General features: G+C 73.1%; 24 protein-coding genes. 7 read left to right on the forward strand and 17 right to left on the reverse strand.

The annotated features are described in order from the left end of the window. Positions 1–2: 2 nt before the first annotated feature. A complete protein-coding gene (locus tag ABZ576_RS25255; protein ID WP_360745028.1) occupies positions 3–2,549 on the reverse strand; it encodes a YfhO family protein in 2,547 nt (848 codons plus the stop codon). 358 nt (positions 2,550–2,907) lie between these two features. Beyond that, entirely contained in the window at positions 2,908–5,385 is a 2,478-nt protein-coding gene (locus ABZ576_RS25260) for an alpha-L-arabinofuranosidase C-terminal domain-containing protein (RefSeq protein ID WP_360745031.1), read from the reverse strand. A gap of 113 nt (positions 5,386–5,498) precedes the next feature. On the opposite strand from ABZ576_RS25260, the gene ABZ576_RS25265 reads away from it, so the two are divergent. After that, on the forward strand, positions 5,499–5,957 hold the full coding sequence (locus tag ABZ576_RS25265) for a DUF6314 family protein (protein WP_360745034.1): 459 nt from the start codon (positions 5,499–5,501) through the stop codon (positions 5,955–5,957). Between the two features lie 13 nt (positions 5,958–5,970). On the opposite strand, the gene ABZ576_RS25270 is transcribed toward ABZ576_RS25265, so the two are convergent. From ABZ576_RS25270 to ABZ576_RS25280, 3 genes are all read right to left on the reverse strand, one after another. Next, a complete protein-coding gene (locus tag ABZ576_RS25270; protein WP_360745037.1) occupies positions 5,971–6,564 on the reverse strand; it encodes a histidine phosphatase family protein in 594 nt (197 codons plus the stop codon). Between the two features lie 73 nt (positions 6,565–6,637). Beyond that, a complete protein-coding gene (locus ABZ576_RS25275) occupies positions 6,638–7,072 on the reverse strand; it encodes a GNAT family N-acetyltransferase (protein WP_360745040.1) in 435 nt (144 codons plus the stop codon). 11 nt (positions 7,073–7,083) lie between these two features. Continuing rightward, positions 7,084–8,550 carry a PLP-dependent aminotransferase family protein gene (locus ABZ576_RS25280; protein ID WP_360745043.1) on the reverse strand — a complete coding sequence of 489 codons (1,467 nt, stop codon included), beginning with the start codon at positions 8,548–8,550 and terminating at the stop codon, positions 7,084–7,086. On the opposite strand from ABZ576_RS25280, the gene ABZ576_RS25285 reads away from it, so the two are divergent. After that, positions 8,549–9,460: a DMT family transporter gene (locus ABZ576_RS25285; RefSeq protein ID WP_360745046.1), complete on the forward strand. Its 912-nt coding sequence runs from the start codon at positions 8,549–8,551 to the stop codon at positions 9,458–9,460. The genes ABZ576_RS25280 and ABZ576_RS25285 overlap by 2 nt on opposite strands. A 20-nt stretch (positions 9,461–9,480) precedes the next feature. Further along, positions 9,481–9,678: a DUF1918 domain-containing protein gene (locus ABZ576_RS25290; protein ID WP_360745049.1), complete on the forward strand. Its 198-nt coding sequence runs from the start codon at positions 9,481–9,483 to the stop codon at positions 9,676–9,678. Position 9,679: 1 nt separating this feature from the next. On the opposite strand, the gene ABZ576_RS25295 is transcribed toward ABZ576_RS25290, so the two are convergent. Next, positions 9,680–10,939, reverse strand: coding sequence for a family 10 glycosylhydrolase (locus tag ABZ576_RS25295; RefSeq protein ID WP_360745052.1), 1,260 nt, complete (start codon positions 10,937–10,939; stop codon positions 9,680–9,682). A 170-nt stretch (positions 10,940–11,109) separates the two neighbouring features. Between ABZ576_RS25295 and ABZ576_RS25300 the strand changes: the two genes are divergently transcribed. Beyond that, complete coding sequence (locus ABZ576_RS25300; RefSeq protein ID WP_360745054.1) at positions 11,110–11,970, forward strand: 3-hydroxybutyryl-CoA dehydrogenase; 861 nt, start codon at positions 11,110–11,112, stop codon at positions 11,968–11,970. Positions 11,971–12,164: 194 nt separating this feature from the next. Further along, positions 12,165–12,425, forward strand: coding sequence for a hypothetical protein (locus ABZ576_RS25305; protein WP_360745057.1), 261 nt, complete (start codon positions 12,165–12,167; stop codon positions 12,423–12,425). Here ABZ576_RS25305 and ABZ576_RS25310 read toward each other — a convergent pair. The 10 genes from ABZ576_RS25310 to infC all read right to left on the reverse strand — a co-directional run bounded on the left by ABZ576_RS25310 (position 12,422) and on the right by infC (position 23,313). Continuing rightward, complete coding sequence (locus tag ABZ576_RS25310; RefSeq protein WP_360745060.1) at positions 12,422–12,958, reverse strand: NUDIX hydrolase; 537 nt, start codon at positions 12,956–12,958, stop codon at positions 12,422–12,424. The genes ABZ576_RS25305 and ABZ576_RS25310 overlap by 4 nt on opposite strands. A 66-nt stretch (positions 12,959–13,024) precedes the next feature. Beyond that, entirely contained in the window at positions 13,025–14,365 is a 1,341-nt protein-coding gene (locus ABZ576_RS25315; RefSeq protein WP_360745063.1) for a transcriptional regulator, read from the reverse strand. Between the two features lie 205 nt (positions 14,366–14,570). Then, positions 14,571–15,632: a PP2C family protein-serine/threonine phosphatase gene (locus ABZ576_RS25320; RefSeq protein ID WP_360745066.1), complete on the reverse strand. Its 1,062-nt coding sequence runs from the start codon at positions 15,630–15,632 to the stop codon at positions 14,571–14,573. 169 nt (positions 15,633–15,801) lie between these two features. Then, positions 15,802–18,324, reverse strand: a complete 2,523-nt coding sequence (gene pheT, locus ABZ576_RS25325) for a phenylalanine--tRNA ligase subunit beta (RefSeq protein ID WP_360745069.1) — start codon at positions 18,322–18,324, stop codon at positions 15,802–15,804. Beyond that, on the reverse strand, positions 18,324–19,445 hold the full coding sequence (pheS, locus tag ABZ576_RS25330; protein ID WP_360745072.1) for a phenylalanine--tRNA ligase subunit alpha: 1,122 nt from the start codon (positions 19,443–19,445) through the stop codon (positions 18,324–18,326). Before pheS ends, pheT begins: the two co-directional genes overlap by 1 nt. Before the next feature lie 155 nt (positions 19,446–19,600). After that, on the reverse strand, positions 19,601–20,740 hold the full coding sequence (locus tag ABZ576_RS25335) for an ATP-binding protein (protein WP_360745075.1): 1,140 nt from the start codon (positions 20,738–20,740) through the stop codon (positions 19,601–19,603). Between the two features lie 50 nt (positions 20,741–20,790). After that, complete coding sequence (locus tag ABZ576_RS25340) at positions 20,791–21,651, reverse strand: RNA methyltransferase (protein WP_360745078.1); 861 nt, start codon at positions 21,649–21,651, stop codon at positions 20,791–20,793. Between the two features lie 213 nt (positions 21,652–21,864). Continuing rightward, positions 21,865–22,248 carry a 50S ribosomal protein L20 gene (gene rplT, locus ABZ576_RS25345; RefSeq protein ID WP_006141703.1) on the reverse strand — a complete coding sequence of 128 codons (384 nt, stop codon included), beginning with the start codon at positions 22,246–22,248 and terminating at the stop codon, positions 21,865–21,867. Positions 22,249–22,344: 96 nt separating this feature from the next. After that, a complete protein-coding gene (gene rpmI, locus ABZ576_RS25350; protein WP_004933563.1) occupies positions 22,345–22,539 on the reverse strand; it encodes a 50S ribosomal protein L35 in 195 nt (64 codons plus the stop codon). A 111-nt stretch (positions 22,540–22,650) separates the two neighbouring features. Further along, positions 22,651–23,313, reverse strand: a complete 663-nt coding sequence (gene infC / locus ABZ576_RS25355) for a translation initiation factor IF-3 (protein ID WP_030654735.1) — start codon at positions 23,311–23,313, stop codon at positions 22,651–22,653. A 342-nt stretch (positions 23,314–23,655) separates the two neighbouring features. On the opposite strand from infC, the gene ABZ576_RS25360 reads away from it, so the two are divergent. Continuing rightward, positions 23,656–24,012: a DUF1844 domain-containing protein gene (locus tag ABZ576_RS25360; RefSeq protein ID WP_360745081.1), complete on the forward strand. Its 357-nt coding sequence runs from the start codon at positions 23,656–23,658 to the stop codon at positions 24,010–24,012. Position 24,013: 1 nt separating this feature from the next. Here ABZ576_RS25360 and ABZ576_RS25365 read toward each other — a convergent pair whose 3' ends face one another. Continuing rightward, positions 24,014–24,745, reverse strand: a complete 732-nt coding sequence (locus tag ABZ576_RS25365) for an SseB family protein (protein ID WP_360745084.1) — start codon at positions 24,743–24,745, stop codon at positions 24,014–24,016. A gap of 184 nt (positions 24,746–24,929) precedes the next feature. On the opposite strand from ABZ576_RS25365, the gene ABZ576_RS25370 reads away from it, so the two are divergent. Beyond that, positions 24,930–25,055 carry a hypothetical protein gene (locus ABZ576_RS25370; protein ID WP_360745087.1) on the forward strand — a complete coding sequence of 42 codons (126 nt, stop codon included), beginning with the start codon at positions 24,930–24,932 and terminating at the stop codon, positions 25,053–25,055. The last annotated feature ends 26 nt before the right edge of the window (positions 25,056–25,081 follow it).

Raw genomic sequence — 25,081 nt, forward strand, 5'->3', positions numbered from 1 at the left:
GGTCAGCAAGCGCCGGTCGGGCGCCGGCGCGGTGATGTGGCCGGCGGCGCCGGGGGGCGCCGGCGGCGGACGGCGGTGGGCACGGTGAGCAGGGCGAGGGTCAGCAGCGAGGCGGCCCCGACGGCCGTGCCAAGTCGCCGGCCGGGTGGGTGGAAGGTGCAGGTCAGGCTGGTGGCGCCGGGGTCGAGAGGGACGGCGATCAGCCCGTGGTAGTCGTCGGCGGGGCGCTCCGGCCCGTCGCCCGTGGCGCACCGCCAGCCGGCGATCCGGGGCGCCGCGACGACCGCGATGCCCCTGCTGCCGGCGGGCAGCTCGGCCCGTACGGTGCCGTCGGAGACGCTCACCCCGGTGGCGCCGGCGGCCTCCAGACGGGCGGCGGCGGCGTCCAGCCGGGCGGTGTCCAGGCAGCCGACGGCGCCGTGCGGGACGCGGCCCGGCCGGTCCGGGGACAGCTCGATCCGCAGCCGCCCGGAGGCGGGCGCCGTGCCCAGCGGCGCCATGGCGGCGCGGTTGCGCGGGACCTCGAACCGGAACCGGGCGGGTGCGCCGCCGGCGAGCCGTGCGGTGCCGGAGAAGTGCGGGGCCCACAGGTACACGTGGGTGCCCGCCGGGCAGCGGGCGGTGACCGACGGCCCGGTCCGGGCGTCCCCGGTGCCCACCCGGCGGCTGCGGACCGGCCGCCCGCCGTCGTCGTGCACGGTGACGCGGGGCACGGTGTAGACGCGGCTGCCGAGCAGCAGTTCCTGGTTGCGGTACGGCGACGGCCCGAAGGGTGACCGGTCGGGCGCGGCCCGGACCGTGACCAGGGGCGGCACGTCCCGCCGGGTCACGGTGACCGGGCCGGCGGCCGGGGAGAGGTACCTCTGGTGCGGGTCGGGCGGGGAGTGCACCCGGGCGCCGACCGAGAAGACGACGTCCGTGACGGCGTTGTCCAGGCTCTGCACGTTCCGGCCGCGCGAGGTCCAGCCGCCGCCGAGGGCGGTCAGGGTGCGGCTGAGGACGTCCGAGGTCAGGCTGCTGTAGTACTGGGCGCCCTCGCCGCCGACCAGGAGCGGGTCGTTGCCCACCGTCTGCTCGCGGCCCGGGTCGGTGCGGTAGCGCGGCCAGCCGTCGGCCTCGGCGATCACCGCCGCCTGCCGGTCCTGCCGCTCGCCCCAGGGCGCGTAGTCGTCCAGGTGCCCGAGGCGCAGCCGGGTGGCCACGGCGGAGGTGGCGGCCGTCTCGCCCGCCTGGGCCCCGAGCAGCAGGACGACGGCGAGTGCGGCGAGCCCGGCCCGCCGCCCGGCCCGGCTTAGCAGGGCCAGGCCGCCCAGCGCGCCCGCGACGGCCGGCGCCAGCACCCACCAGGTGTACGGCCGCACCAGCGCGCTGCCGCTCGCGGCGGCCGTGATCAGCGCCAGCAGCGCGGTCGCGGCACCGAGGGCGCGCCGGTCGGGTACGCCGTACGCCAGGGCGTGCCAGGCGGCGAGCACCAGCAGGCCGCACAGCACGAACGCCTGCCGGTAGCCGCTGCCCTGCGGGGTGGCGAAGGCGTGCCAGAGCAGGTGGGTCGGTCCCCACTGGAGGGACAGGGCCACCGCGAGCACCAGTGCCGACCAGCCGGCGCGGACCGGGACCGGGACCGCCCGGTGGAAGGGCAGCGCCAGGGCGAGGAGCAGGGCGGTGAGCCCGACGTACAGGGCCGGGGAGCCGAACCCGTAGGTGGCGGGCAGCAGCCGGGCCGCGACGTCCTCGGCGGGCACCGGGGTGAACCGCCGTACGCGGCCGGGGTGGGCGTGCCGGGTGCCGAAGTAGACGACCGCGACCAGCGGGGCGGCGAGGCCCACGCCCAGGGCGGTGGTCAGGGCGGCCCGGCCGGCCGTCGCGAGCGCCTGCCGGCGCGGCGGGCGGACGAGCAGCAGGCGCAGCAGCAGGACCAGCGCGGCGCCCAGGGTGGCCATGTAGGCGGTGTAGAAGTTGGCGGTCCAGGCGAGGGCGACGATCAGCACGCCGAGCGCGCGCCGGCGCCCGGTGAGCGCCCATTCGCCGACCAGGCACAGCAGCGGCAGGGCGATCAGGCCGTCGAGCCACATCGGGTTGTAGGAGGCGTCGGCGACGCTCCAGCCGCACAGCGCGTAGGAGGCGCCGAGCAGGCCCGCCGCCCACCAGCGGCCGGGGCGCAGGGTGAGCAGCAGCCAGGCCATGGCGGCGGCGGCGCAGGCGGTCTTCAGCACGGTGACGGCGTAGACCGCGAGGTCGATCCGGTCGCGTGGGAAGACGGCGACGAGCAGGGCGAACGGGCTGCCGAGGTAGGTGCCGAGGTCCGGCAGGAAGGAGGCGCCGTAGCCGGACCGCCAGTTGACGAGGAGGCCGCCCCCGGCCCTGCCGTGCAGCAGGTCCCACAGGTGGGCGTGGAAGGGCACGTACTGGTTGCCGAGGTCGTTGACGCCGCGGGTGCGGGGGCCGAACGGGAAACTGCGGGCGAGTAGGTCACCGGCGCAGAAGGCGGTGACCGTGAGGGCGGCGGCGAGCAGTGCGGCCGCCCGCACGGGCCGGGTCACGGCTTTCACACCCGGTTCCCGTCCGGGTGCCGGAGCAAGTGGTGCCGTAAGGAGTTCCCGTCGGCAATGCCGTTTTCCCCGGGCGGAGTACTGCGGTGCATTTTCGGCGGTCCCCCACAGAATGTGTTTCCCATTGATTCGCCGACTTAGACGGAGCGGGATTCGGGTTGGTTGTGCGCTCACCGAAAAGTGAGGCGCCGTCTTCCGAATACGGGAAACACCGCGTGAATTTAATGTCCTGTGGGAGAACTTCGGCTTTCCGCCGGGTGTGTTCGGGGTGAACGGGCCTCGCCGGGCGGGGCCGGCCGTGCCCGTGCGGCCCGTGCGGGCCGCCGCCACCGGGGCGGCGGCCCGCGCCGGGCGCCGGCTACTTCTGCCGGATGCGGAGGAACGTGACGGAGTTGGCCGGGAAGGTGTACGTGAACCGGTCGGCGACTCCGGTGAGCGTGGACGTGACCGGGGCGACGGCCGTGGCCGTCTTGGTGTTCACCGCGTCCGGGGCTGCGGCGAGCGTGGTCACCCGGGCCGTGCGCGCCACCTTCGCACCGCCCAGGTCGAGGGCCGTACGGGCCGCGGCGGGCTGGGCGTTGACCACCTTGACGATCAGCTCGCCGGTCTGCGCGTCCTGGGTGACGACCTGGCGGAACGGCTCGGCGGGCCGGTCGGTGAAGGAGCCCCACTCCTCGCCGTCGAGGTACAGGGTCACCTGGCGGCCGCGCACCTTGATGTCGACGTCGTAGGCACGGCCCGTCTCGACCGACCCGGCCTTGGAGATCAGCGTGGACTTGCCGCCGTCCGCGGTCTGCTCGACGGCGGTCTGGGTGTTGTTCCAGCCGCCGATGTTCCACCAGTAGTGGTTACCGGTGTCCTTGACGCCGAAGGCGACGAGGAAGCCCTCCTTGCCGGACTTCTTGGTGGCCCGCACGTGCAGGTCGTAGTCGTGCCAGGAGGGGTCGCCGGCCTGGACCATGGTGTTCTCGGCGGTGTCGCTCGTCTGGACGTACTGCCCGTCCCGGACGGTCCAGCTGCCGGTGCCGGTGTGCGTCCACCGCGAGGCGTCACCGGAGAAGTCGTCGCTCAGCAGCGTGCCGCCGTCGGCCGCGGTGACCCGCACGTCGTCGTAGGCGGCGCTGGTGTTCCAGGTGGACAGGCCGACGGCGCCGGTGAGCGGCCCGCTCAGGCCCGGGGTGCCGGTGGCCTCGCTCGGCACCACCCGGTCGCCCACGTTGTTCATGAACAGCTTCTGGACCTCGTAGTTGGCCGAGCCCCAGGAGGCGTGGTTGTCGAACCACACCAGGTCGGGGCGCCACTGCACGTAGTCCTCGTTGGCGAACAGCGGCGCGTAGGAGGCGAGCTCGACGACGTCCGCGTTGCGCTCCAGGCCGGTCATGAAGGCGGCCTCGGCGAGGCCGTTGCCGAAGGTGTTGCCCTGGGAGGCGTACTCGCCGAGGAAGACCTTCGGGCCGGAGCGGTCGTAGGAGTCGTAGCGGTCGTTGTTCTGCAGGAACCACCGCGGGCTGTTGTAGTAGTGCTCGTCGACCATGTCGACCCCGGCGTCCCGGTTGAGCCGCCAGGCCGTGTCGAAGATGGTCCCCGCGTCGTCCGGGCCGGAGTTGGAGATCACCCGCACGTCGGGGTACCTGGCCTGGACGGCCGCGCGGAACCGCTGGAAGCGGGCGAAGAACTCGGTGGGCAGGTTCTCCTCGTTGCCGACCTCGATGTGGGTGAGGTGGAAGGGCCTGGGGTGGCCCATCTCGGCGCGCTTGCGGCCCCACTCGCTCGTCACCGGTCCGTTGGCGAACTCGATGAGGTCGAGGGTGTCCTGGATGTGCCGCTTCAGCAGGGCGTCGTCGGCGACGGCCCGGTTCTGGCCGCAGCCGGTCACCAGCGCCGGTACGACGGGCAGCGGCATGGCGCCGATGTCCTCGGCGAACCGGAAGTACTCGTAGTAGCCGAGGCCGTAGCTCTGGTTGTAGCCCCAGAAATTGGCGTTCGTCGCGCGCTGCTCGACCGGGCCTATGGTGTCCTTCCACTGGTAGGCGCGCTTGCGCTGCCAGCCGGACGCCTCGCTGTAGTCCTGCATGGAGCCGGTGTTGACCAGGCAGCCGCCGGGGAAGCGGACGAAGCCGGGGTGCAGCGCGGCGACCTTCTCGGCGAGGTCCTTGCGCAGGCCGTTGGGCTCGTGCCGGTAGGTGTCGCGCGGGAAGAGGGACACCATGTCGAGGGCCGTGGCGGCACCGGCGGCCACGGTGAGCCGGCCGGCCGTGCTGGTGCGGGTCGCGGTGAAAGCGGCCTTGTACCGGGCCCAGCCGTTCTTCTTCACGGCGATCCGCCGGGCGGTCGCGAGCGTGCCGCCGGAGTCCTGCAGGGTGACGGTGAGGGTGCTGCCGGCCTCGGCGCGGGCCCACACCGAGAAGTCGTACGCCTTGCCGTCCTGGACCGCGATGCCGGTGTTGTACCCGGCGTTGGTGACGGACGATCCGGCACCCAGGGAGAGGTAGGCGCGGTTGCGGTCGTTGAGGCGGCCGGAGTCGTCGAGGACCCGGGCGCTGCCGGCGGCCGTCCAGGCGGTCAGCGGGGTGTACGCCGGGTTGTCGTCGGTGGAGTACTCGAAGGAACGGTTCTGCACGAGTTCGGCGTACAGGCCGCCGTCGGCGGCGCGGTTGATGTCCTCGAAGAAGACGCCGTACATCGTCTTGCCGATCGCGGGCCCGGGGGCGGAGGGGTCGACCGTGATCGTGTAGTCGGTGACCTCCTCCGCGTGGGCGGGGGCGGGGAGGGCGGCCGTGGCGAGCAGGACGGCGCCCACTCCCAGGCCGAGTCTCCGGCGGGCGGTGCGTGACATGGATACTCCGCGGCTCGATGTTCGAAATATCAGACGTTGGTCAGCACTTCGAACGCACCCTAGGGAAGGGGTATGAGCACGTCAATAAGACGGACGGGCGTAGGCTCCCCCCTATGGATGGCGCGGTGACGGACGGGTTCTGGCCGGTGTCCGACCTCCTGGCCCATCTGGCCGGGCGCTGGCGCGTGGAGCGCGGGGTGCGGGATCTGGCGGGCGGCGGGCAGGGGCGCTTCACCGGTACCACCGTCTTCGGCGCGCTGGACGGCGGCGGGCTGCTGCACGAGGAGTCCGGCACCTTCCGCTGGCAGGGGGTTGCGCGGCCGGCCACGCGGACGCTGCGGTTCCTCCCCGGGCCCGCGCCGGGCCGGGCGGACGTGCGCTTCGCGGACGGGCGCCCCTTCCACGAGCTGGACCTGACCACGGGGCGGTACGTCGCCGAGCACCCCTGCGCGGCCGATCTCTACCGCGGAGAGTTCACCGTCCGGGACGCCGACCGGTGGCGATCGGTGTGGCGGGTCGGCGGCCCGGCCAAGGATCTTCTCCTGGTCACCGACTACGTGCGGGAGGGCTGAGCCGGTATCCCGTCTACGTGCGCGAGGGCTGAGCCGGTATCCCGTCGAAACGGAGGTTCCAGCGGCCGCGGCGGCCGGTGACCGTGGTCGTCGACAGCGGGCGGACGTCGATGTTCCAGTAGCTCGCGGGCGGCGCCTTGAGGGTGTACACCAGCGCGGCGCGGATCACGGACGGCTCGGCCACCGCGACGATCCGGCCGCCGTCCTCCACCGGACGGGTCTCCAGCCAGCCGCCGACCCGGGAGATGAACGCCAGCAGGGACTCGCCGCCGTGCGGGGTGGCCCACGGGTCGGCGAGCCAGCAGTCGACCGCCTGCGGCTCGCGCGCCATCGCCTCGCCCAGCGTCAGCCCGCGCCAGCGGCCCATGTCGCAGTCCCGCAGCGCGAGCTGGACCAGCGGGGCGTACCCCAGGGCGTCCCCCGTGGCCCGGCTGCGCGGGGCCGGCGAACAGTAGCGCAGCTCGGCCGCCGCCAGCGGCAGCAGGTCCCCGGCGGCGCGCTGCACCTCGTCCCACCCGGCCTGGTCCAGCGGCCGGTCGTCCTCGAAGCGCTCCGCGAGCAGCGGGGTGCTGCGCGCGGCGGCGACGAACGTCACCCTCAGTGGCATGCGGTGATGGTGAGCCGCCGGAGGGTGCGGGTCAAGGGCTGTGACCGCGGAGTTACCAGAGGTATGCCGACGCTTACTCGAAGGTGCGCACCATCCACTGCTCGGGGCGGTCCAGGGACCGGAAGCCGAGCTTCTGGTACACCCCGTGCGCGTCCTCCGTCGCCAGCAGCAGCCGGCGCAGCCCGAAGGGTTCCAGGTGGTCGAGGATCCGGCCGACGAACGCCGTGCCGAGGCCCCTTCCGCGCACGGACGGGTCGACGTACACGTCCGCGAGCCAGGCGAACAGCGCCTGGTCGGTGACCACGCGCGCGTAGGCCACCTGTTCCCCCGACGCGGTCGCGTAGACGCCGAAGTTCAGCGAGGCGGCCATCGCCCGCTCGTGCTTCTCGCGCGGCCGGCCGGTCGCCCAGTACGTGTCGGTCGACAGCCAGCCGTGCACGCGCTCGACGTCGACGCGGGCGGTGTCGGCGGAGAACTCGAATCCCTCGGGGAACGCCGTATCGCTCATGCGGGCGATCATCACAGGCCCGGCCGGTCCGGTACGAGCGGTTTTCCCAGGACCTCGTCGCACGCGGCCCGCAGCCGCCGCACCCCTTCGGTGATCTCCCCGGTGCCGGCCACCGCCGCGAAGCTGAGCCGGAGGTGTCCGGCGGGGGGTTCGGCGCTGAAGTAGGGGCGGCCCGGGGCGAGGGCGACACCGGTGCGGAGCGCGGCGGCGGCCAGGGCGGCCTCGTCGGTCCCGTCGGGCAGCCGCAGCCACAGGTGGTAGCCGCCGGACGGGACGTGCGGCAGGGCCAGTTCGGGCAGGTGGCGGGCGAGCGCGCCCGTCATGGCGTCGCGGCGGTTCTTCAGTTCGGCCGACAGGGCGCGGAGGTGGCGCGGCCAGGCCGGGGAGCCGACGAGTTCCAGGGCGGCCTCCTGGAGCGGCCGGGGCACGAAGAAGCTGTCCACGACCTGGATGGCGCGCAGGCGCTCCAGCACCGGACCGCGCGCGGCCAGCGCGCTCACCCGGAAGCTCGGCGAGGTCGCCTTGGTCAGCGAGCCGACGTGGACGACGACGCCGTCCGGGTCGTCGGCGGCCAGCGGGCGGGGCAGCGGGCCCGCGTCGGCGTGCACCAGCCGGCGGACGTAGTCGTCCTCCACGACGAAGGCGCCGGCCTCGCGGGCGATGCGCAGCACCTCGGCGCGCCGGGCGGGAGCCAGCACGGCGCCGGTCGGGTTCTGGAACAGCGGCTGGCAGACGAAGACCCGGGCGCCGGTGGCGTGGAAGGCGTCGGCGAGGAGGTCGGGGCGGACCCCGTCGGGGTCCAGGGGCACCGGGACGGGTCGCAGGCCGGCCGCGCGGGCGAGGGCCAGCATGCCGGGGTAGGTGGGCGACTCCACGAGCACCGGGGCGCCGGGCGGGGCGAGCGCGCGCAGGGCGGTGGCCAGGGCGGACTGCCCGCCGGCCGCGATCAGCACCTCGGCCGCGGTGACGGCGCCGCCGATCCCGCGCGCGAACCACTCACGCAGCTCCGGCAGCCCCTCCAGCGGGGGTCTCCCCCAGGCGCCGGGCCGCCGCCCCGCGCGGGCGAGGGCCGCCGCCATGGCCCGCTCGGGCTGGAGCGAGGGGTGCGGGTAGCCGCCGTTGAACTCCAGCACGCCGGGCGGCGGGGCGGCGAGCGAGACCGTGACGCCGGAGGCGTCCACCGTGCGCGGTACGAGGTCGGCGGCGGCGTCGGCGCTCAGGGCCACCTCCTGCCAGGAGGTGTCTCCGGCCGGGGTCTCCGCCCGCGGTGGCCGGGCGCGGAAGGCCCCGGCGCCGGGCCGGGTGACGACCAGACCCTCGGCGGCGAGCTGGGCCAGGGCGCGCGAGACGGTCACCGGACTCACCCGGAACCGCTCCACCAGCGCCCGGCTCGACGGCAGCTTTCCACCAGGCGAGTAGCGGTCCAGCTCCCGACGAAGCTCTTCGACCAAATCACCCACACTGCTACGCTGTTGCATGAGAACACAGAGTAGCGCTACTGCCGCCACACCGATAGCGGTCACCGCTCCCGGGGACTCCCGGTCGGTGGGCACCGTCCAGGCCGCCCTCGGTGTCGTCGCCTTCTCCCTGACGTTCCCCTCGACCGCCTGGGGTCTGGAGAGCTTCGGCCCCTGGTCCCTGGTGGCGGTGCGGGCCGTCCTCGCCGCGGTCGTCGCCGGCGGCTGCCTGCTGGCGCTCGGGGTGCGGCTGCCGGCGCGGCGCCATCTCGCGGGGCTGGCCGTGGTCGCCGCCGGTGTGGTGCTGGGCTTCCCTATGCTGACCACGCTCGCCCTGCAGACCTCGACCACCGCGCACGCCGCCGTCGTGGTCGGCCTGCTGCCGCTGACCACGGCCGTGTTCTCGGCCCTGCGCACCGGCCACCGGCCCTCCCGCCGCTTCTGGCTGGCCGCCGTGGCGGGTGCCGCGGCCGTGCTCGCCTTCACCGTCGGCCAGAGCGGCGGCGCGCTCACCGCGGCCGACGGGTATCTGTTCGCGGCCCTGCTGGTGTGCGCGGCCGGATACACCGAGGGCGGCCGGCTGGCCCGCATCATGCCGGGCTGGCAGGTCATCGGCTGGGCGCTGGTGCTGTGCCTGCCGATCGGCGTGCCGGCCGCCGCGCTCGCGCTGGCGTACGAGCCCGTACACCTGACCGGGCACGGCATCGCCGGCCTGCTCTGGGTGGCGCTCGGTTCGCAGTTCCTCGGTCTGGTCGTCTGGTACCGCGGGATGGCGGCCATCGGCATACCCCGGGCCAGCCAGTTGCAGTTGGCTCAGCCCCTGCTCACACTGGTGTGGTCGGCGCTGCTGCTGGGCGAGCACTTCACGGCGGCCGCTCCGCTGACCGCCGTGGCCGTGCTCGTGTGCATCGCCGTCACGCAGCGGTCGTGATCGTGAGGAGGGCCTGTCACATGCACGCATCCAAGGGCGACCGGCTTGTCCAGCACGGCAGGGTGGTCGGCCAACACGACCATGTCGTGGAAGTCGTGGAAGTACTCGGTCCCGAGGGCACCCCGCCCTACCGGGTCCGGAGCGAGAACGGACACGAGACGATCCTCTCCCCGGGGCCCGACTGCCAGGTGGAGCACAGGAAAGAAGAACAGCGATAGCTCACCGAGGTGGTGTCGCCGGCTCCCGGTAGTGGTCGGCGACCACCCGTGCCATCGCTCCGATCGGATCGTCCGCCAGGTCCCTGGCGGCGAAGAACACATGCCCGCGCACCTGCGGGTGCCTGGCGGCGAGGGTCAGGTGCCGGGACAGCTCGACCGGATCCCGCCAGGCCGACGGCTGCCCGGCGGCGCCCGCCTTGTACAGGGCCTCGCCGAGGTAGAGCTGCGTCCTGGTGCCCTTGGCCACCGCCGACCACCAGGCGGCGAGCTCCGCGTAGTCGGCGGCGGCGTTGCCGATGTGCCAGTACAGCTGCGGGACGACGTAGTCGATCCAGTGGTTGCGCACCCAGCTGCGGGTGTCCGCGTGCAGATCGTCGTACGTCTCGACGCCCGCCCGCGTGTCGGAGCCGCGCGCGTCGGTCGACGCGTTGCGCCACACCCCGAAGGGGCTGATCCCGAAGCGGGTGCCGGGCCTGACCCGCTTGATGCCGGCGGCCGTCTCCCGCACCAGCTTGTCGATGTTGTCCCGGCGCCAGGCGGCCCGGCCGGAGAAGGCACCGCCGTAGCGGTCGTACGCCTCGTCGTCGTCGAAGGTCTGCCCGGCGACCGGATAGGGGTAGAAGTAGTCGTCGAAGTGGACGGCGTCGACCGGGTACCGGGCGACCGCGTCGAGCATCGCCTGCTGCACGAACGCCCGGACCTGGGGCAGACCGGGGTTGTAGTGGAGCCGGCCGCCGTAGCGCACGACCCAGTCGGGGTGTCTGCGCGCCGGGTGCGAGGCGGCCAGCCGGGTGAGGTCGGTGTGGTGGGCGATCCGGTAGGGGTTGAACCAGGCGTGCAGCTCCAGGCCCCGGGCATGGGCCTCCCTCACGGCCGTGCCGAGCGGGTCCCAGCCCGGATGCCTGCCCTGGGTGCCGGTGAGGTACTCGGACCAGGGCTCGTACGGCGACGGCCACAGCGCGTCGGCCGAGGGCCGCACCTGCAGGATGACCGTGTTGAGCCGGCCGCGGACCGCGCGGTCGAGGTGGGAGATCAGCTCCTTGCGCTGCGCACTCGCCGGGAGGCCGGGGCGCGAGGGCCAGTCGCGGTTGAGGACGGTCGCGATCCACACCCCCCGCATCTCGGCGCCCGCACGCGGCAGGCGGTCCGGGCCGGGGTCCGTCGTGCCGCGGGCCGCCGCGGCCGGGGCCGGGGCCGGGAACAGGGTGGACAGTGTGGACAGCGCGGCCAGCGCGAAAGTCCGGCGCGACATGCGCCCCATCCGCACACCCCCATACACTCCGGATCCGCTCCGTCACGGATCGTTCCGCGCTTCAGGATGCCCCCACCCGAGCGATCGATCATCGATACTTGGCGGTAACGTGCACGATCGGAGCAGGCGCCGAACCCGGAGGTCTGCCAGCGAGCCGGAGACACAGCGAAGGGAACGATGTGACCGACATCGAGCGCGTCGGAGTCGTGGGCTGCGGCCAGATGGGCGCGGGCATCGCCGAGGTGTGCGCCCGCGCGGGACTGGACGTGAGGGTCGCCGAGACCACCGGCGAGGCCCTGGAGATCGGCCGTACCCGGCTGTTCAACTCCCTGGCCAAGGCCGCCGAGCGCGGCAAGATCACCGACGAGGAACGGGACGCCACGCTGGCGCGCCTCAGCTTCACCACGGACCTCGGCGAGTTCGCCGACCGCGACCTGGTGATCGAGGCCGTCGTGGAGAGCGAGCCGGTGAAGACCGAGATCTTCCAGGTGCTCGACCAGGTGGTGACCCGGGCGGACGCGATCCTGGCCTCCAACACCTCCTCCATCCCGCTGGTGAAGCTGGCCGTCGCCACCTCCCGGCCGGACCACGTGGTCGGCATCCACTTCTTCAACCCGGCCCCGGTGCAGAAGCTCGTCGAGCTGATCCCGGCGCTCACCACCTCCGAGGGCACGCTCAGCCGCGCCCAGGTGTTCGCCGAGAAGGTGCTCGGCAAGCACGCCATCCGCGCCCAGGACCGCTCCGGCTTCGTGGTGAACGCGCTGCTCGTGCCCTACCTGCTGTCCGCGATCCGGATGTTCGAGTCGGGCATCGCGAGCCGCGAGGACATCGACAACGGCATGGAGCTGGGCTGCGCCCACCCGATGGGTCCGCTGAAGCTCTCCGACCTGATCGGTCTGGACACCATCGTCTCCATCGCCAACTCCATGTACGCCGAGTACAAGGAGCCGCTGTACGCCGCTCCCCCGCTGCTCCAGCGCATGGTGGAGGCGGGCCGGCTCGGCCGGAAGACCGGCTCGGGGTTCTACACCTACGGCTGATCACGCTCCGCTACGGCCACGGGCCCGGCACCGGATCACGGTGCCGGGCCCGTCCGTTTCACACACCGTGTGCGCGCCGGGCACGCATATGCGCCTCTCACACGCTCCCCACGCGCCCACCAGGCGAGTTGACTCTTCATGCGCATGCAAGCGATGCGGAACCATCCATTTCGACTACGGAAAGGAGTGGACCCGTGACCGCCGACCCGGAGCATCCCGTGGTCCATGGGGAACTCGCAGAGTTACGGCGCCGCCTCGACGTGGCCTACGCCCGCGTCGAGGGAGGGCTGGCGCTGCTGCGGCACCGCACCGAGGAGACCGCCAAGGAGCTGGACGAACTGAACACCCGGATGGCCTCGCTGGAACACGCACGCTGGCCGTTGCCCTCACTCGCCGCCCTGACCGCGCTCGGCGCGCTCGTGGTGACGGTCTGGCAGGCGCTGACCGCCCATTAGCCTTCGGCGAGCCTGAGGTGGTGCAGCAGGAGTAACGCGGCCGCCATGTTGGCGGCCGGGACCTCCCCACGGGCGATCAGGTCGGGGACGAGCTTGAGGGGGACCCATTCCCGCCGGTCCGACTCGAAGTCGTCCACGGGGTGTCCGACGTACTCCCCCCGGTCGGACCAGTAGATGTGGTGCCGGGCGTCGGTGAGGCCGTTGGACGGCTCCACGCTGATGAGGTGGTGCAGGGGTCCCGGCCGCCAGCCGGTCTCCTCCTCCAGTTCCCGGGCGGCCGCGCGCGCGATGTCCTCGCCGTCCTCGACGACACCCGCGGCCAGTTCCCAGCCCCAGCTGTCGGTGATGAACCGGTGCCGCCACAGCAGCAGCACCTCGTTCGCCTCGTTGACCACCGTGGCCACGGCCACGGGGCGCAGCCGGATCAGGAAGTGGTCGAGGTGCCGGCCGTCCGGCAGCTCGACATCTGCGAGATTGACGCTGAACCAGCGGTTTTCATACACAGTTTGTTCGTTCTGCTTCGTCCACTGCACGGTTCTGCCACCTTCCGCCGAGTAAGTGGCAATATCGCAGCAGGGACGGGGCGCCCCACAGTGCGCCTACAGCGGTACGCGCAGTGCTCCGTCGATGAGTTCGGCGGCTTCCGCGGTGCCGGCCGAGCCGCAGCGCACCAGATGCTCGCGCACCGCGCGCAGCCGGTCGCGCAGCCGCTGCGACTCCATCCCGCGGGCCTGCTCGGCCATCTGCACGGCGGTTGCCACCGCCTTGTCGGCATTGCCCTGCCGCAGTTCGACGGTGCTGAGCATGGCCAGCCGGTGCACCCGCCCCCGGTCGTGGGCGGGGCTGTCGACGGCCGCCGCCGCGTGCTCCCCGGCGGCGGCGAGCTCCCCGAGACTGAGCAGCGCCTCGGCCACCTGGACGTTGACCAGCCCCGGCTGCACATAGCCGGTCTCGTCCGGCTCGTAGCCCCGCCGGATCCGCTCGGCCGCCGTCTCCGCGCGCCGGATGCAGGACAGCGCGCTGCCGCCGTCCCCGAGGTGCGCGTACGCCTTGGCCTGCATCGCGTACAGGTCCGAGGCCAGCGCCGGGGTGATGTGCCGGCCGGCGGCCCGCAGCGCGGCCTCGGCGAAGGCGACGGCCTGGCGGTACTCCCGCATGTACAGCGCCTGGTTGACGAGGAGCGCGATGACGTACGCCCCGAGCCCCCTGTCCCCGCTGGCCTTCGCCAGCCTGAGCGCCTGGTGGAAGTAGCGCTGGGCGAGGCCGTGCGCATCGGAGTCGTACGCGCAGATCCCGGCGATCGCCACCAGCCCGCCCGTCGCCCGGTGCAGCTGGCGGCCGGTGGCGTCCGTGTAGCTGCCGCGCAGCAGCGGCGCGGCCTCGGCGTTCAGGAACCCGACGACCCTGGTGCGGGTCGCGACACCGCCCGCCTTGCGGTACATCTGCTCGTAGTGCGTCCGGGCCGCGCGCAGCATCTCGATGTCGGCGGCGGTGACCCGGTGCCGGCCGCCGCGGGAGACGTCGACGTCCTCGGGCGGGTTCTCCCACTCCCACACCGGCATCACGGCGGGCGTCCCGGTGACGGCGGGTGCGCCCAGGACGTGGGGCCGCTGCTGTTCGTCCGACCGCCACAGGGCGGTGGCCCGCTCCACGAAGCCGGACAGCGACCCGGCGTGCGGTGCGGCGGGCTGGCCGGGCACGCCGAGCCCGATGTCGTCCAGCGTGACGGGCCGGTGCAGCCGGGCGGCGAGCACCTCGCAGATCAGGTCGGGGACCTGGCCGCGCGGCCGCTGGCCCTTCAACCAGCGTGCCACCGCGGTGTGTTCGTACCGCAGTGCGAGACCGCGCGCGCGGCCCGCCTGGTTGACGTGGGCGGCGAGACCGGCGTGCGAGATCCCCGCCTCGTCCAGGATCGCGTCGAGCAGAGTGTTGGGCTGCATGGGATGCCCCCCGGGTGGCCTGGTGCGGTCAGCGTAGTGGGTGCGTCTTCACACGGGGTGTGAACGGAGTGCCCGTATCCGCCCGGTGCGCGCGCTGTCGCGGAGTGTGCCGGGCCGGTTGACTGAGACGCCTCGCGAGAGGTCGGCCGGGCCGTCGGCTCCCCCTCGACACAGCGGCGGCCCGGCTCCGGCCGGCCCGGGGCCGCTAGCGATGGGTGGTGGGCTCCGGGTGCGCGGCGGCCGTCCGCGTGGACCCGCAACCCCGGCGTGCCGCGTTCCGGCCGTTGCGCAGCACCAGCACCGCCACGTCGTCCCCGGGTCTGCCCGCCGTGTGCCGCCGCAGCGCTCCGAAGACCGCGCGCAGCACCGCCTGCGGGGACACCGGGTGCTCGCGCACCACCTCGCGCAGCACGTCCGGCAGCGCGAAGAACCGGCCCTGGCCGTCCCGGGCGTCCTCCGCACCGTCCGTGAAGAGCACCAGGGACTCCTCCGGCTCCAGCCGGCGGCATGCCTCGGCCTCCAGCTCCACCGGCAGCGGGAAGGGCCCGAGCGGCGGGAGCGGGTCGGCACGCGAGAGCGGCTCGACCGTCCTCGCGCCGAGCAGGTACGGCCACGGGTGGCCGCAGTTCAGGGCGCGCACCCCGCCCTCCCGGTCGATCTCCAGGAGCAGGACGGTGACGAACTCCTCGGCCACCGGGCTGTCCGGATCGGGCCCGCCGTTCGCCGGGTGTTCGGCGCGCGCCCGTTCCCGCAGGTGACGGGCGAGCGCCCGGTCCAGTCTGCGGAGCACACGGCCCAGTTCGGGCTCGTCGTGCGCGGCCTCGCGGAAACTGCCGAGGAGGGCGGCGACGGTACCGAGGGCGGCCAGACCGTGTCCCCGAACGTCACCGATCACGACCCGGACGCCGTGCTCGGTGGCGATGGCCTCGTACAGATCGCCGCCGACGCTCGCGCCCCGGTCGGCCGACAGCTGGGCGGCGGCGACGTTGAGCCCGTCCAGGCGGGGCGGCAGCGGACGCAGCACGACGTTCTGCGCGGCCCGCGCCGCCCGCCGGACGAGCCGCAGCTCCCGCAGCAGGGCACGGCGGGCGTGGACTATGAGAACCGTGCCGACGGCGAAGAACACGGCACTGCTGACGATGCGCGCCCCCAGCCCGTCCTGCTGGGCGAGCGGGCAGCCGAACTTGTAGCCGACCGCGACGGCACCCCAGACCATGGGCAGTACGGCTCCCCGCGCGGTGGGCGCCCGTGCCTTGATGCGGATCATGCCTCTGGTCCCCCAAGTGGGCCCTGACAGAGCAGACGGACCGACCCCGAAAGGCCGGTCCGATTCTGTCGACGGCATGACCCGAGCGGGTCGGATCACCCTCACTTCCCACCCGAACGAGTGAGAACACCCGGGTCAACCTGCATTTATGCAGGTTGACCCGGGGCGGTCAGCCCCGCAGCACGGCCCCCGTGCGCTCGCCCGCGAGCGCGACCGCCGCATCCCGGGCAGCGGACGCCTCGTCCACGGTCAACGTACGGTCCGCCGCACGGAACCGCAGCGCGTACGCCAGCGACTTCCTGCCGTCGCCCAGCTGCTCGGCGTTCTCGTACACGTCGAACAGCCGGATGGCCTCCAGCAGCTCGCCCGCGCCCTCGCGCAGCGCGGCCTCGACCTCCGCGGCCGGGACCGGCTTGTCCACGACCAGGGCCACGTCCTGGGTGGCCACCGGGAACGTGGAGATGCCCGGCGCCTGCGGGGCGCCGTCGCCCACCGCCTCCACGGCGTCCAGGTCCAGCTCCATCGCGCAGGTGCGCTCGGGCAGGCCCAGGGCCTTCAGGACCCGCGGGTGCAGTTCGCCCGCGTGGCCCACGACCCGCTCCGTGCCGTCGGCGACGACCGCCAGCTCGGCGCAGCGGCCGGGGTGCCACGGGCCGTACTGGCCCTTGCGGACGATCAGGTCCGCGCCCGCCTCCCGGGCGACGGCGCGCGCCGCCTCGACGGCGTCGGCCCAGTCCGCCGGACGGCCCTTGCCCCACCAGCCGGCCTGCTCGCGGGCGCCCGCGAGGACGACGGCGACGTGCCGCGGCTGCTCGGGCAGCGCGGCGTTCAGCCCGGTGATCTCCTCGGCGGTCGGCCGCCGGTCGACGGGCAGGTGCCCGGCGGCGCGCGGCTCCTCGCGCGGCAGGAAGACCAGACCGGTCTCGAACAGCGCCAGGTCGTGCGAGCCGCGGCCGTCGTTGCGCCGCAGGGCGCCCAGCAGGCCGGGCAGCAGCGTCGTACGGAGCGCGGGCTCCTCGTCGTTGAGCGGGTTGGCCAGCTTCACCACGCGGCGGGCCGGGTCGTCCGCCGCCAGGCCGAGCTGGTCGAAGACCTGCTCGGCGACGAACGGGTAGTTCGGCGCCTCGACGTAGCCGGCGCCGGCCAGCGCGCGGCCGACACGGCGGTGCAGCCGCTGGCGGTGGGTCAGGCCGCGGCCCGAGGGGAGCTTGGGCAGCGTGGAGGGCAGGTTCTCGTAGCCCTCCAGCCGGATGACCTCCTCCGCCAGGTCGTTCGCCTCGGCGAGGTCGGGCCGCCAGGACGGGACGGTGACGATCAGCTCGTCCTGCCCGTAGACGTCACAGCCGATCTCCTGGAGCCGGCGGACGACCGTCTCGCGGCCGTAGACCACGCCCGCGACCTTGTCCGGGTGGTCCGCCGGGACGGTGATGGTGTGCGGGGCGGAGGGCGCGATGATCTCGGTGACACCGGCCTCGGCCGTGCCGCCCGCGAGCAGCACCAGCAGGTCCACGGTCCGCTGGGCGGCGGCCGCCGCGGCCTGCGGGTCGACGCCCCGCTCGAAGCGGCGGGACGCCTCGGAGGACAGCTTGTGCCGGCGGGCCGTACGGGCGATCGAGACGGCGTTGAAGTGGGCGGCCTCGATGACCACGTCGGTGGTCCCGTTGACGCCGTCCTCGGTGACCTCGTGATCGGCGATCTCCGTGTTGGCGCCGCCCATGACACCGGCGAGGCCGATCGGACCGCGCTCGTCGGTGATGACCAGGTCCTCGGCGTGCAGCGTGCGCTCCACACCGTCGAGGGTGACGAGCTTCTCGCCCTCCTCGGCGCGGCGCACGCCGATGGTGCCCTGGACCAGCGTGCGGTCGTAGGCGTGCAGCGGCTGGCCCAGCTCCATCATCACGTAGTTCGTGACGTCGACCGCGAGCGAGATCGGGCGCATGCCGACCTTCTGCAGCCGGCGCTGGAGCCAGATCGGGGAGCGGGCCTCGGGGCTCAGACCGGTCACCGTGCGGGCGGTGAAACGGTCGCAGCCGGCGGGGTCGGCGACCTGGACCGGGTAACCGTAGGCGTTCGGGGCCGGTACGTCGAGCAGGGCCGGGTCGCGCAGCGGCAGGCCGTAGGCGATGGCGGTCTCGCGGGCGACGCCGCGGATGGACAGGCAGTCGCCGCGGTTGGCGGTGACGGCGATGTCCAGGACCTCGTCGACCAGCTCCAGCAGCTCGATGGCGTCCTTGCCGACCTCGGTCTCCGGCGGCAGCACGATGATGCCGTGGTTGCCGTCGTCACCCATGCCCAGCTCGTCGCTGGAGCAGATCATGCCGTGCGAGACCTTGCCGTAGGTCTTGCGGGCGGCGATGGAGAAGCCGCCGGGCAGCGTGGCGCCGGGCAGGACCACGACGACCTTGTCGCCGACCTGGAAGTTGCGGGCGCCGCAGACGATCTCCTGCGGCTCGCCGGTGCCGTTGGCCCGGCCGACGTCGACGGTGCAGAAGCGGATCGGCTTCTTGAAGCCCTCCAGCTCCTCGATGGTCAGCACCTGGCCGACGACCAGCGGCCCCTTGAGGTCGGCGCCGAGCTGCTCGACCGTCTCGACCTCCAGACCGGCCGAAATGAGCTTGGCCTGGACGTCGCGCCCGGTCTCCGTCGCCGGCAGGTCGACGTACTCCCGCAGCCAAGAAAGCGGGACCCGCATCAGATCTCCATCCCGAACGGCCGGGTGAACCGGACGTCACCCTCGACCATGTCTCGCATGTCTTCGACGTTGTGGCGGAACATCAGCATCCGCTCGATGCCGAACCCGAAGGCGAAGCCGCTGTACTTCTCCGGGTCGACACCGCAGGCGGCCAGCACCCGCGGGTTGACCATGCCGCAGCCGCCGAGCTCGATCCAGCCCTCGGACGAGCAGGTGCGGCAGGGCCGGTCGGGGTTGCCGACGGACTCGCCACGGCAGACGTAGCACACCATGTCCATCTCGGCGGACGGCTCGGTGAACGGGAAGAAGTTCGGCCGCAGCCGGGTCTTCATGCCCTCGCCGAACAGCGACTGGACCATGTGGTCCAGGGTGCCCTTGAGATCGGCCATGGTCAGGCCCTCGTCCACGGCGAGCAGCTCGACCTGGTGGAAGACCGGGGTGTGCGTGGCGTCCAGCTCGTCCGTGCGGTACACACGGCCCGGGCAGATCACGTAGACCGGCAGCTCGCGGTCGAGCAGCGAGCGGATCTGCACCGGCGAGGTGTGGGTGCGCAGCACGACGCCGGACTCGGCGCCGCCCTCGCGGCCCTGCACGAAGAACGTGTCGGCCTCGCCGCGGGCCGGGTGGTCCGGGCCGATGTTGAGGGCGTCGAAGTTGAACCACTCGGCCTCGGCCTCGGGGCCCTCGGCGACCTCGTAGCCCATGGCCACGAAGACGTCCTCGATGCGCTCCGAGAGCGTGGTCAGCGGGTGCCTTGCGCCGGCCGGGACACGGTCGTACGGCAGCGTGACGTCGACGTCCTCCTCGACCAGCACGCGCGCGTCGCGCTCGGCCTCCAGCTCGGCCTGGCGGGCGGCGAGGGCCTTGTTCACGGCGCCGCGGGCCATGCCGACGCGCTTGCCGGCCTCGGCCTTGGCGTGCGGGGGCAGTGCGCCGATCTCGCGGTTGGCGAGGGCCAGCGGGGAGGCCGGGCCGGTGTGGGCGACCTTGGCCTCGTGGAGCGCGTCGAGGGAGCCCGCGGCGGCGAAGGCGGCGAGCGCCTCGTCCCGCATGCGCTCGATCTCTTCCGGTTTCAACGCCTCGACCTCGACAGGGTCGTACGACTTATTGGGTGCCGACATCTCTTCCCAAGCTTCCGATTGTCCCCCAGCTGACGCTGGGAGGTGCCCCCTGGCGGATGGTCCCCGTCAGCGACGCGCGAGGGCCGCGTGAAGGACACAAAGGTGCCAAAGGCCGAGTCTAACGGGGTGGGGGTGGACGAATGGCCCGTGGGCCGCTAGGCGAGATACGCCGGGGCCGCCACGGGCAACGTAAATCGGAACTCGGCGCCGCCGCTCGCGGCCCGGCCGACCGTGATCGTGCCGCCGTGGGCTTCGACGATGCCCTTGACGATGTACAGCCCGAGACCCGTGCCGCCGCGCTTGCTGCCCCGCCAGAAGCGGGTGAAGACGCGGTTCATGGATTCCTCCGGGATGCCGGGCCCCTCGTCGCCCACCGTGACCGACGTGCCGGTTTCCTCGCCCTCGCGCGGGGATGCGGTGGGCGTGACGTCAATGGTGACGGTTCCCTCCCCGTGCCGCACGGCATTTTCGATGAGGTTGCTGAGCACCTGGTCGATCTTGTCGGGGTCGGCCCACAGGGCGGGCAGCGGCTGCTCGATGCGGAGCAGGAAACGGTCGGCGCGCTGGCCGGCGGCGACGTACGCCTGGATGTGCCGGGAGACGGCGGCCCCTATGTCGACGGGCTGGCGCCGCACCTCCAGCCGGCCGGAGTCGATGCGGGAGATGTCCAGCAGCTCGGCGATGAGCCGGGTGACCCGGTCGGCGTCGGCGTCCACCGTCTCCAGCATCAGCCGCTTCTGGTCGTCGGTGAAGCGTTCCCACTTGGCGAGCAGGGTGGCGGTGAACCCCTTCACGGAGGTCAGCGGGGAGCGCAGCTCGTGGGCGACGGTGGCGATCAGCTCGGCGTGGCTGCGCTCGGTACGGCGGCGGGCCTCGGTGTCCCGCAGGGAGACGACCACGCCGCGCACCGGTGCCAGCGGCTCGTCGCGCACGTAGCGGGCGGTGACCAGCACCTCCCGGCCGCCGGGCAGCAGCAGGTTGCGCTCCGGCTGCCGCACCCGGATGGCGAGTCCGCCGTAGGGGTCGGTGAGCTGCCACCAGCGGCGGCCCTCCAGGTCCTCCAGCGGCAGCGCCGTCTCCAGCGGCTGCCCGAGGGCGTCGGCGGGCCGTACGGCGGTGATGCGGGCGGCCGCGGCGTTGAAGCAGGTCACGCGGCCGTGCTCGTCGGCGATGACGAGGCCGTCCGGCAGCTGGTCGGGATCGACGCCGGTGCCGGCCGTCTCCGGGCGCCGGGGCGCGGGTGTGCGCCGCGCGTCCCGTCCCTCCGGCGCGGTGCTCGTGCCGGCCACACTCATCCCCGTACCCCACCTCTCAGACGGCGCAGGGCCCCGAGCTGGTCACCCTACTAGCTCTCGGTGACGGTGCGGCACCCTCCGGAGGCGCGCTGTGCACGGGCCGAGGCGTAGAGACATACGGCCGCGGCCGTGGCGAGGTTCAGGCTTTCGGCCCTGCCGTGGATGGGCACGCGGACGACGGCGTCGGCGAGGGCGCGGGTCTCCTCCGGCAGCCCCCACGCCTCGTTGCCGAAGATCCAGGCGGTGGGCCCGCCCATGGTGCCCTTGTCCAGCTCCTCGTCCAGGTCGCGGTCGCCGGCCCCGTCGGCGGCGAGGATGCGCACCCCGGCCTCCTGGAGCCCGGCGACGGCCTGCTCGACGGGGACGCCGACGGCGACGGGCAGGTGGAAGTGCGAGCCGACGGAGGCCCGGACGGCCTTGGGGTTGTACAGGTCCACGGAGGCGTCGGTGAGCACGACCGCCTCGGCGCCGGCCGCGTCGGCGCAGCGCAGCACGGTGCCGGCGTTCCCGGGGTCGCGTACGTGGGCCAGCACGGCGACCAGTTTCGGCCGGGCCGCGAGGATGTCCGCGAACGGCGTGTCCAGGAACCGGCACACCCCGACCAGCCCCTGCGGGGTGACGGTGGTGGAGATGTCGGCGATGACCTCTTCGGAGGCGAGGTGCACCCGGGCGCCGGCGTCCCGCGCGGCGCCGATGATGTCGGCGTACCGCTCCGCGGCCTCGACCGTGGCGAACAGTTCCACGAGTGTGGGAACGCCGTCCGCCCGGTGCCCGGCGGCCTCCCGCACGGCCTGCGGCCCCTCGGCCAGGAACAGCCGGTCCTTCCCGCGGAAGTTCCGCCTGGCGAGCCGACGGGCGGCGGACACCCGCGCGGACCGGGGGGAGATCAGCTCGGGGCTGACGGGAGCCATCCTCTTCTTCACCTTCAGAGAGTCGTCTTCTTGCACCGCCGGCGGTCTGTTTCCGACGCCGGGGCGCAGCGCCTGGAGGGGGCGCGGGGGACTGCGCGGCCGGCCCCCGCCGGACGGCGGCCGGAACGGCCGCCGACGGCCCCCAACAACAGGACCCGCAAGCCGGAAGCCTGCGGGTCCTGAAGTGAACGTCGGCTCAGAGCCAGCGCGGCGTCACGCGGCCTTCGGGGCGTTGACGTCCGACGGCAGAGCCTTCTGCGCGACCTCGACGAGCGCCGCGAAGGCGTTGGCGTCGTTCACGGCCAGCTCGGCCAGGATCTTGCGGTCGACCTCGACGTTCGCGGCCTTCAGACCCTGGATGAAGCGGTTGTAGGTGATGCCGTTGGCGCGGGCAGCGGCGTTGATGCGCTGGATCCACAGCTGACGGAAGTCGCCCTTGCGCTTCTTGCGGTCGTTGTAGTTGTAGACCAGCGAGTGGGTGACCTGCTCCTTGGCCTTGCGGTACAGGCGCGAACGCTGACCGCGGTAGCCGGAGGCCTGCTCGAGGATCGCCCGGCGCTTCTTGTGGGCGTTGACTGCCCGCTTGACGCGTGCCACTTGTTAACTCCTTGTAGCGGGGTCGTGGGGGTCCTCACACGACCCGGAAACGATTCGGTCCCGGTCCAGACGCACGGCGCTCAGAGCGCCGCCGCGTCACTTGCCGAGAAGCTTCTTGATCTTCGCGGCGTCGCCCGGGGCCATCTCGGCGTTGCCGGTGAGGCGACGCGTGACGCGGGACGACTTGTGCTCGAGCAGGTGGCGCTTGCCGGCGCGCTCACGGAGCACCTTGCCGGAGCCGGTGACCTTGAAGCGCTTGCTGGCACCGCTGTGCGACTTGTTCTTCGGCATAGCGCCGTTCTCTCCTCGTCGGTGGCGCTCCGGTGCCCGGTCGTGAAACCGGGCACGGTGGAGCGTCGCTCTTCTTTCGGTTACATCCTCGGGGACGGACGTCCCCCGGGATCACGCCTCGGCGGGCTCCTCGGACGGCGCCTCAGCCTCGGCAGGGTTCTGCGACTTGCCGGGGTTCGCCTTCGCCTCGGCCTTGCGGGCCTCCTGCGCCTGACGGGCCTCGGCCATCGCCTCGGTCTTCTTCTTGTGCGGACCGAGGACCATGATCATGTTCCGGCCGTCCTGCTTCGGGTTCGACTCGACGAAACCGAGGTCCTGGACGTCCTCCGCGAGACGCTGCAGCAGTCGGTAGCCCAGCTCGGGGCGGGACTGCTCGCGACCACGGAACATGATCGTGATCTTGACCTTGTCGCCCTGCTTGAGGAACCGGACGACGTGACCCTTCTTGGTGTCATAGTCGTGCGGGTCGATCTTCGGCCGGAGCTTCATCTCCTTGATGACCGTGTGCGCCTGGTTCTTGCGCGCCTCACGGGCCTTCATGGCCGACTCGTACTTGAACTTCCCGTAGTCCATGAGCTTGCACACGGGCGGACGGGCGTTCGCCGCGACCTCGACCAGGTCCAGGTCGTACTCCTGCGCAAGCTCCAGTGCCTTCGCGAGCGGCACGATGCCGACCTGCTCGCCACTGGGACCGACAAGTCGCACCTCGGGAACGCGAATCCGGTCGTTGATGCGGGGCTCGGCGCTGATGGATCCTCCTCGGTAGCACCACACGGCGGTCTGGCGGACAGCCGCGTAACGTCTCTTTTCGTTAGACCTAACCGCGCCGAAGCACAAAAAATGCCCCGGACGATCACAGGCGGGGCTCCAAGCACTACCGGAGCACCGCCGCGATGCCGCGGGGCGCGCTTTCGGGCGACTCCATCGTCCGTACGGAACGATGGTGGCCGCCTGACCGGGTGACCCGCCGTCCCGTGGGGCGGTCGGGTGGGAGATCGGAGCCTCCACTTGTGGGCCGGACACAGTCATGTCCAGCCGGTCGTCCTCCAGATTACCAGGGTCGCTTGACAAGGGCTAATTGAGGGGCGCCGAGCGCGACCACCTATGGTGTGGGGCATGAGTGACACCCCTCCTGACTCCCCCGACTTCGACGCGATGACCCGGGACATCGCCGAGGTCCCCGCCGTCGAGGTGATCGTGACGGTCGCCGTCAACCTGATGAGCGCCTCCGCCGTGAAGCTCGGGCTGAGCGAGGAGGGCGAGAAGTACAAGGACCTGGACGAGGCCCGCAAGCTGATCACCGCGCTCGCCGGCCTGCTGGACGCGAGCGCGACCGAGATCAGCTCCTTCCACGCGGCGCCGCTGCGCGACGGCCTGAAGTCGCTGCAGCTGGCCTTCCGCGAGGCGTCGGTCGTCCCGGACGAGCCGGGCCAGGGGCCGGGCGAGAAGTACACCGGCCCCGTCTACGGCTGACCTACTCCTTCACGTACAAGGGCTCGCCCGGAGGCGTGGTCCCGGCCGGCAGCAGTGCCAGGTCGAGGCCGCGCACCAGGCGGGCCCGCAGTGTTTCGTCGGCGGCCAGCCGCTCGGCGACCGCGCGCGCGGCCTCGGCGGGGGGCGCCGCCGGGTCGAGGACCAGGGCGAGGGTGCCGTCGGCCCGCCCGGGCCCGAGGTGGGCGCGCAGCACGGCGGGCTCCGCCGCCACCGCCGTACGGACCGCCTCCACCACGGCCGGGTCGGTGAGCGGATCGGTGCTGGTGCGGCCCTCGGCGAGGGCGAGCAGCGCCGGGCCGGTCAGCTCGAACGGCACGGGGCCGGCGAGGTCGAGCACCACCGTGTCGGCCTTCTCGTGCGCGGCGGCCTGGAGCGCCTGGTGCAGGGGCACGGCGACCGGGCGCGCCTCGGGGTCCCAGCGGGCGAGGGAGTCGGTCGAGGTGAAGGCGGGCAGCGCGGTGCGGTCGCCGGCCTTGAGGGTGGGTACGGCCATGTCGCTGGTCTTCTCGCGGCGCAGCCCGTTCTCGTCCTCCTCCACCTCGCCCAGCACGGCGACCACGGGAACCAGCAGACGGGCGCCCTTGAGCGCCTCCAGCACGGGTCCCAGGGCGCCGCGGTCCTCGGCCCACGCGGCGAGCGCGGCGCTCAGCCGGGGGTCGGCGGAGCCGTCGTCGTCGGAGAAGCCGGGGTCGGGAATGTTCTTGTTCGCCACGGTCACCGACCCTATAGGGGGGAAGCCGCCGGGCTCGTACGGGGCCGGAGGGCGAGGTGGGGCGGGCCGGGAGGGGTCGCCGTGGGCGGGGTCACGGCCGGGGGTACGGCCTGTGTGAGGACGCGGGCGTACGGCGGGACGGGGCCGTGTCGTCGGCGCAGGCGCCCGCGGTGCCGACCGGGCGGTGGCGGCCGTACGGGCCACCGTGCGGGCCTTCTCCGACCTCCGGCTGCGCGGCCGCCCCTGCACCGGGCAGCTGCTGTGCGGGGCCTCGCCGCGTTACCCGGAGATCGCGTACATCGCCGGATGACCCGGACGCGGGTACGTGGCCGCCGG

Source organism: Streptomyces sp. NPDC013455 (assembly GCF_040632975.1).
In the GTDB taxonomy this organism is placed as follows: Bacteria; Actinomycetota; Actinomycetes; order Streptomycetales; family Streptomycetaceae; genus Streptomyces.